The organism is Micromonospora sp. ATA51 (assembly GCF_016802855.1).
GTDB classification, from domain to species: domain Bacteria; phylum Actinomycetota; class Actinomycetes; order Mycobacteriales; family Micromonosporaceae; genus Micromonospora; species Micromonospora sicca.
The window spans coordinates 1-7,598 of the sequence record NZ_JAEVHJ010000317.1; the positions used below are offsets into that span (position 1 = coordinate 1).

Annotated in this window: 7 protein-coding genes; 2 read left to right on the forward strand and 5 right to left on the reverse strand. The window is 73.5% G+C overall.

What is annotated here, in order from left to right:
• Nucleotides 1-942 (forward strand): LCP family protein (locus JNW87_RS31420; RefSeq protein ID WP_238454921.1); only part of this gene is annotated, 942 nt, incomplete at its 5' end.
• A gap of 1 nt (nt 943) precedes the next feature.
• Here the strand turns inward: JNW87_RS31420 and JNW87_RS31425 are convergent.
• The 4 genes from JNW87_RS31425 to guaB all read right to left on the reverse strand — a co-directional run bounded on the left by JNW87_RS31425 (nt 944) and on the right by guaB (nt 6,672).
• Nucleotides 944-2,407 carry a M1 family metallopeptidase gene (locus JNW87_RS31425; RefSeq protein ID WP_201749743.1) on the reverse strand — a complete coding sequence of 488 codons (1,464 nt, stop codon included), beginning with the start codon at nt 2,405-2,407 and terminating at the stop codon, nt 944-946.
• Nucleotides 2,408-2,497: 90 nt separating this feature from the next.
• Complete coding sequence (locus JNW87_RS31430; protein WP_109802954.1) at nt 2,498-3,889, reverse strand: M1 family metallopeptidase; 1,392 nt, start codon at nt 3,887-3,889, stop codon at nt 2,498-2,500.
• A gap of 73 nt (nt 3,890-3,962) precedes the next feature.
• A complete protein-coding gene (locus JNW87_RS31435; protein ID WP_238454922.1) occupies nt 3,963-5,081 on the reverse strand; it encodes a GuaB3 family IMP dehydrogenase-related protein in 1,119 nt (372 codons plus the stop codon).
• 28 nt (nt 5,082-5,109) lie between these two features.
• On the reverse strand, nt 5,110-6,672 hold the full coding sequence (gene guaB, locus JNW87_RS31440) for an IMP dehydrogenase (RefSeq protein WP_109802952.1): 1,563 nt from the start codon (nt 6,670-6,672) through the stop codon (nt 5,110-5,112).
• 196 nt (nt 6,673-6,868) lie between these two features.
• On the opposite strand from guaB, the gene JNW87_RS31445 reads away from it, so the two are divergent.
• The gene (locus JNW87_RS31445) at nt 6,869-7,279 is read left to right on the forward strand and encodes a DUF5319 domain-containing protein (RefSeq protein WP_109802951.1); all 411 of its coding nucleotides are present in this window, start codon (nt 6,869-6,871) and stop codon (nt 7,277-7,279) included.
• A gap of 30 nt (nt 7,280-7,309) precedes the next feature.
• Here the strand turns inward: JNW87_RS31445 and JNW87_RS31450 are convergent.
• Nucleotides 7,310-7,598: response regulator transcription factor (locus tag JNW87_RS31450; protein ID WP_238454923.1), on the reverse strand; the 289-nt coding region annotated here is incomplete at its 5' end.

Here is a 7,598-nt window from a genome sequence, read left to right on the forward strand (position 1 = left end):
ACGGCGAGCCCCACCCCGCCGCCCGGCGCCGACCTGACCGGCCCGCTGAACTTCCTCATCGTCGGGGTGGACACCCGGGTCACCGTGCCCGGCTGGGAGCCGCACGCCGACGCGGTGCTGGTCATGCACGTGGATGCGGGGTTGAAGCAGGCATACCTCTTCTCGCTCCCCCGCGACCTGGTGGTGGACATCCCGGCCTACCCGAAGGCCGGCTACCCGGGCGGCCGGACCAAGCTCACCCACGCGATGAGCTACGGCAGCCGGGTCCCGGGCGACAAGGCCCACCCGAGCACCGCTCAGGGGTACGAGCTGCTGCGCACCACCGTCAGCCGATACACCGGGCTGCGCATCGACGCAGGCGCGGTGCTCACCTTCTTCGGCTTCGACCGGCTGGTCGACGCCCTCGGCGGGGTGGACCTCTACGTCGACCAGCGGGTCGCCTCGATCCACCGGCGCCCGGACGGGCAGTACCGGCCACACACGGCCGGCGGGTACACCGGGCCGCAGATGGTCTACGAGAAGGGCAACCGGCACCTCAACGGCTGGCAGGCGCGGGACTACGCCCGACAGCGCTACATCGCCGGGGGCGACTACGCCCGGCAGCGCCACCAGCAGCAGCTGATCCGGGCACTGATCCGCAAGATTCTCGGTCAGGGGCTGGCCCGGGACCCGGACCGCGTCGAGCAGGTGGTCCGCACCCTCGGCAAGACCATGGTGTACACCGGCGGCGAGCGGCGGCTGGTCGACTTCGCGTACGCCCTCGGCGGGATGCCCGCCGACGGCCTGGTCCTGGTCGGCCTCCCCGGCGACGCGGTCGGCAAGGGAGGCGCCTACCAGGGCGAGCAGCTCCGCCCCGTGGGCCGCCAGTTCCTCGCCGAACTCCGCGCCGGCCGCGCCGAGCAGTTCCTCAAGACCCATCCCACCGTGCGGGTGCGGACCTGACTCAGAGCGGCTTCGGCTCGGCGGGGCGCTCGGTGCCGTAGAGCCAGGCGTCGAAGAGCTTGTCCAGCTGCTTGTTCGAGACACGCTCGGCGAGCGCCCGGAACTCGGCGGTGGTGCCGTTGCCGTTCTTCTTCTCCTCCGCCCAGGTGCGGAGGATGGTGAAGAAGGCGGCGTCGCCGACCGCCACCCGCAGCGCGTGCACGGTCATCCCGCCGCGCTGGTAGACCGACTCGCCGAACAGGTTCGCCACCCCCGGCTTCCCGGGCGGGGTACGCCAGACCTGCCCGGACGCCGCCGCGTACCGCAGGTCGAAGGCGCGCTGGACGGTGGACTCGCCGGTGTGCTCGGCCCAGAGCCACTCGGCGTACGTGGCCAGCCCCTCGTTGAGCCAGATGTCCTGCCAGCGCTGGAGCGCGACGCTGTTGCCGAACCACTGGTGGGCCAGCTCGTGCGCCACCACCCCGGTGTCGTCGCCCTGGCGGAAGAACCCGGCGGAGTAGACCGGCCGGGTCTGCGTCTCCAGCGCGTACCGGATCCGGTCGTCGGCGACCACCACCCCGCCGTACGCGTCGAACGGGTACGGCCCGAACACGCTCTCCAGGTAGTCGGCCACCTCGACGGTCCGCTCGATCGACCGGTCCGGGGCGCCCTTCGCCACCTTGGTGGTGACCGCGCTGAACACCGGCCGTCCCTGGTGCTCGCCGGTGGTGACCCGGAACTTCCCGATCACCACCGTGCTGAGGTAGCTGGCCATCGGCGCGCCCTCGGACCACGACCAGGTGGTCCAGCCGCCCCGGGTGGTCCGCCCCTTCGGCACGCCGTTGCTGACCGCGGTCAGTCCCTTCGGCACGGTGATCTCGAAGTCGTAGGTGGCCTTGTCCGACGGGTGGTCGTTGACCGGGAACCAGGTGCTCGCCGACTCCGGCTGGCCGAGCGCGATCGCGCCGTCCGAGGTGTGCAGCCAGCCGCCCTCACCGAGCACCTCGTTGTCCAACGTGGTCGGCACGCCGTCGTAGAGGACCTCGGCGACGAAGCCGTTGCCGGAGCTGAGCCCGGTCGCCGGGGTGACGATCAGCTCGTCGGCGGCGCGGGCGTGGGCGGCCTGGACGCCGTCCACGGTCACCGAGCGGACGGTCAGCCCGGCCAGGTCCAGGTGGAACGCGGACAGGTTCGCGGTGGCGGTGGCCCGCACCGTGGTCGTACCGGTCAGTCGGTCCTTCGCCGGGTCGTAGCGGACCCGGACGATGTAGTGGGCGACGTCGTAGCCGCCGTTGCCGTAACCGGGGAAGTAGGGATCGCCGGCGCCGGCGGCACCGGGTGCGAAGGTCCGGGCCGTCGTCGGGGAGGCCGGCGTCGGCGTCGGCGCGGTCCGCTCCGGGCCGGCCGAGCCGCAGCCGGCGAGCAGCAGCGTTCCCACCACCAGCAACCCGAGGCGCCGTCGCACGCCCCGCCGCGTCAGCGTCATCGTCTCGACCCTCCCGGGAACGACCGTGGGCGGCCCGGCCGCTCCGCCCGCGGCAGCCTACCGAGCGGCCCGCGGGCTCGCGGGCCCGCGTCAGGGCAGCGCCGGCGCGGTGCCGCCGACGAGCCAGGCGTCGAGGAGCGCGAGCAGCGGCCGGCCGGCGGCCCGTTCGGCGTACGCGACGAAGTCGGCGGTGGTGGCGGTGCCGTCCCGGCGCTCGGTCGTCCAGCCGCGCAGGATGCGGAAGAAGGTGTCGTCGCCGACCGCGCGGCGCAGCGCGTGCACGGCCAGCGCCCCCCGCTGGTAGACGGCGTCGCCGAACATCGCCGGCCGGCCCGGGTCGACCGACGGCCGGGTCCAGTCGGTGGCCGCGTACTGGGTGGCGAAGCTCCGGGCCAGGGTGCGGCCGCCGTCGTGCTCGGTCCAGAGCCATTCGGCGTACGTGGCGAAGCCCTCGTTGAGCCAGATGTCGCTCCACCGGGCCACCGAGACGCTGTCGCCGAACCACTGGTGGGCCAGCTCGTGGGCGACCACCTCGGTGTCGGGCCGGCCGCCCCGGAAGAAGCCCGGCCCGTAGACCGGCCGGGACTGGGTCTCCAGGGCGTACCGGATGCGGTCGTCGGCGACCGCGATGCCGCCGTACGCGTCGAACGGGTACGGGCCGAAGCGGCTTGCCAGGAAGTCCACGATCTCGCCGGTGCGGGCGAGCGAGGCGGCGGCCGGCCCGTCCGCCGGCAGCCCGGCGGCCACCGCCGTGACCATCGGCTTCCCGGCGTGGCTGCCGGTCGACACCCGGTAGTTCCCGATCACCAGTGTGGTCAGGTAGCTGGCCATCGGCGAGCCCTCGGACCAGCTCCAGGTGGTCCATCCGTCCCGGCTCGCCCGGGACCGCAGCACCCCGTTGCTCAGCGCGGCGAGCCCGTCCGGGACGGTCACCTCGATGTCGTAGGTGGCCTTGTCGGAGGGGTGGTCGTCGACCGGGAACCAGGTGCTCGCCGACTCCGGCTGGCCGAGCGCGATCGCGCCGTCCCCGGTGGCGTGGAAGCCGCCGCTGCCCAGCTCGCCGCTGGGCAGCGGCTGCGGCACCCCGGCGTACGTCACCTCGGTGGTGAAGGACTTCCCGGACGCCAGACCGTGGGCGGGGGTGACGACGAGTTCGTTGCCGTCGCGGCGGTGCCGAGCCGGTGCGCCGTCGACGCGGACCCGGTCGACGGCGAGGCCGGCGAGGTCGAGGTTGAACCGGGACAGCCCGGCGGTCGCGGTGGCGGTGATCGTCGCCTCGCCGGTGAGCCGGTCGCTGCCCGGGTCGTAGCGGACCTTCAGCCGGTAGTGCGCGACGTCGTACCCGCCGTTGCCCGCCCCGGGCACGTACGGGTCCCCCGCGTCGGCCGCCCCGGCCCGGAACCGCCTGTCGTCGCCGCGGGTACAGCCGCCCGTCAGCAGCGCCACGACCAGCGCCGCCGCGTACCACCGCCCGCGCGTCACCCGCCGAGCGTAGAGGCGCGACGCGCGGGTGGGACCGGAATCCACACCCGCGCCGTGGTTCGCTCGCGTCGCCTCAGCGGTCGAGGACGAGGCCGACCTTCTGGAACTCCTTGAGGTCCCGGTAGCCGCACTTGGCCATCGCCCGGCGCAGGCCGCCGAAGAGGTTGAGCTGGCCGTCCGGCTCGTCCGCCGGGCCGAAGAGGAGCCGCTCCATCGAGCCGAGCGGCTCGCCGGCCACCTCGAACGCGCCCCGGGGCAGCGACGGGTGGCTGGCGGCGGAGTGCCACCAGGCGCCGCCGGCGGGGGCCTCCTCGCAGAGCGAGAGCGCCTCGCCGAGCATCACCGCGTCCGCGCCGCAGCCCAGCGCCTTGGCGATGTCACCGGAGGTCTGGATGTCACCGTCGGCGATCAGGTGCACGTACCGGCCACCGGTCTCGTCCAGGTAGTCCCGGCGGGCCGCCGCCGCGTCGGCGATCGCGGTCGCCATCGGCACCCGGATGCCGAGCACCGACTCGGTGGTGGACCAGTCGTCGCCGCCGATGCCGACGATCACGCCGGCCGCGCCGGTCCGCATCAGGTGCAGCGCCGTCTTGTAGTCGGTGCAGCCGCCGACGATGACCGGCAGGTCGAGGTCGGCGATGAACTCCTTGAGGTTGAGCGGCTCGTCGGTGGTGGAGACGTGCTCGGCGGAGACGATGGTGCCCTGGATGACCAGGATGTCCACGCCGGCGTCGAGGATCACCGGGGCGAGCGCCAGGGTGTGCTGCGGGGAGACCCGGACGGCCACCGTGCCGCCGCCAGCCCGCAGCTCGCGGACCCGCTCGGCGATCAGATCGGGACGGATCGGCTCGGCGTACACCTCCTGGAGCCGCTTGGTGGCGCGGGCGTCCTCGTCGAGGCCGGCCAGCTCCTCCAGCACCTTCGCCGGGTTCTCGTACCGGGTCCAGAGGCCCTCGACGTTGAGCACGCCGAGACCGCCGAGCTGGCCGAGCCGGACGGCGGACGAGGGGCTCATCGTCGCGTCGGAGGGGTGCCCGACGCAGGGGATGCCGAACTGGTACGCGTCGAGCTGCCAGGCCGTGGAGACGTCGTCGACGTCCCGGGTCCGGCGGCTCGGCACGATGGCGATGTCGTCCAGGTGGTAGCCGCGCTGCGCGGTCTTGCCCAGCCCGATCTCGACCACGTCACGCATGGGGACTCCAGGTGTTTGGGGGTGTTGGTCAGCGGGAGTGGTAGTTCGGCGCCTCGACCGTCATCTGGATGTCGTGCGGGTGGCTCTCCTTGAGGCCGGCCGCGGTGATCCGGATGAGCTGGCCACGCCGGTGCAGCTCGGGGATGCTCTCCGCGCCGACGTAGCCCATGGCGGCCCGCAGCCCGCCGATGAGCTGGTGGGCGACCGCGGACAGCGGGCCCCGGTAGGGCACCTGACCCTCGACGCCCTCGGGGACCAGCTTGTCCTCGGCGAGCACGTCCTGCTGGAAGTAGCGGTCCTTGGAGTAGGACTTGCCCTGGCCGCGGGACTGCATCGCGCCGAGCGAGCCCATCCCCCGGTACGCCTTGTACTGCTTGCCGTTGATGAAGATCAGCTCGCCGGGGCTCTCCTCGCAGCCGGCCAGCAGGCTGCCGAGCATCACCGTGTCGGCGCCGGCCACCAGGGCCTTGGCGATGTCGCCCGAGTACTGGATGCCGCCGTCACCGATGACCGGCACGCCGGCCGGGCGGGCGGCGCGGGCCGCCTCCATGATCGCGGTGATCTGCGGCACGCCCACCCCGGCGACGATCCGGGTGGTGCAGATCGCGCCCGGGCCGACACCCACCTTGATGCCGTCGGCACCCGCCTCGACCAGCGCCTTCGCGCCGGCGTACGTGGCCACGTTGCCGCCGACGATGTCGATGGCGACGTCGGCCTTGAGCTGGCGGACCATGTCCAGCACGGCCCGCTGGTGCCCGTGCGCGGTGTCCACGATGAGCACGTCCACGCCCGCGTCGACCAGCGTGCGGGCCCGCTTGTACGCGTCCTCGCCGACACCGACCGCGGCGGCGACCCGGAGCCGGCCGGCGGAGTCCTTGGTGGCGTTCGGGTACTGCTCGCTCTTGGTGAAGTCCTTCACCGTGATCAGGCCACGCAGCCGGCCCGAGTCGTCGACGATCGGCAGCTTCTCCACCTTGTGCCGGCGCAGCAGGTCGAGCGCGTCGTCCTTGCTCACCCCGACCGGGGCGGTGATCAGCGGCGGACGGGTCATGATCTCGCGGACCGGGGTGGCCGGGTCGGAGACGAAACGCATGTCGCGGTTGGTGACGATGCCGACCAGCCCGCCGTCGGCGTCCACCACCGGCACGCCGGAGATGCGGTACCGCCCGCAGAGCTCGTCGACGTCCCGGAGGGTGTCGTCCGGGCTGGCGGTGACCGGGTTGGTGATCATGCCGGACTCGGAGCGCTTCACCAGGTCGACCTGGAGCGCCTGGTCCTCGAGGGACAGGTTGCGGTGCAGCACCCCGATGCCGCCCTGCCGGGCCATGGCGATCGCCATCCGGGCCTCGGTGACGGTGTCCATCGCGCTGGAGAGCAGCGGCACGGTCAGCTCGACGTTGCGGGTGAGCCTCGTACGGGTGTTGACCCGGCTGGGCACGACGTCCGACTCGCCCGGCTGGAGCAGCACGTCGTCGAAGGTCAGCCCGAGCGGCACCACCCGCGCGGAGCCGGCGGGCAGCTCCGGCAGGTGACCGCCCAGCTCGCCGTTGTCGGCGCCGGCCGGAAGATCGGTGCTGGGCGAATTTTCCACGATTGCTCTCCTGAGCTGCTCGGACGGGCTTCAGCGAGGCGGCGCGCGCGGGCACCGGCGCACGCCAAGGTGACGGCGCGTCGCTTCATCGTACCCATTGAGCTGGCCCGGCCCCGGCAGCGGCAGCGCGGCCGGGCGGCGCCGCCGTGAGCGCCGGGGGCGGACTTCCCCCGCCGGTTGGGACTACGGTGAGGGGGTGCACGACGAGCCCATCGACCCGTTCAACGGCGACCCGGCCGATCCGACCGCCGGGCTGCAGGATCCGCGCGAGGACGACCCGCTGGACCCGCTGACCGAGGTCGAGCGCCAGGACGTCCTGGAGGATCTCGCCGACCTGGAGATCTACCAGGCCCTGCTGGCGCCGATCGGGGTGCGCGGGCTGGTCATCGAGTGCGAGGACTGCCGCGAGCCGCACTACTTCGACTGGGACCTGCTCCGGGGCAACCTGCGCCACCTGCTCAGCTCCGGCCGGCCCCGGGTGCACGAGCCGGCCTACGACCCGGACCCGGACCACTACGTCACCTGGGACTACGCCCGCGGCTACGCCGACGGCGTGCACGACACGCTGACCGAGGGCACCGAGGAGGACGACGCGGCGGACGCCTGAGCCGCCGGGCCGGGCCGGCGGTAGGGCGGCTCAGGCGACCAGTCCGGCCCGGAAGCCGGCGGCCACGGCGTGCGCCCGGTCCCGGGCGCCGAGCTTGCGGAACAGCCGCCGGGCGTGGGTCTTGACGGTGTCCTCGGAGACGAACAGCTCCCGGCCGATCTCCGCGTTGCTCTTCCCCTCGGCCATGCCGAGCAGCACCTGGAGCTCCCGTTCGGTCAGCCCGACAGAGGTGCGGCCGCCGCGCGCGCCCGACCCGGCGCGCTGCGGGCCGCCCGCCGGCGCGGGTTCCGGCTCGGCCTCGTCGTCGCCGCGCTGCGCC

Bases quoted from the DNA above. Each gene is read 5' to 3' on its own strand.
- JNW87_RS31425 (WP_201749743.1), bottom strand. From the start codon at position 2,407: ATGACGCTGACGCGGCGGGGCGTGCGACGGCGCCTCGGGTTGCTGGTG.
- JNW87_RS31435 (WP_238454922.1), bottom strand. From the start codon at position 5,081: ATGCGTGACGTGGTCGAGATCGGGCTGGGCAAGACCGCGCAGCGCGGC.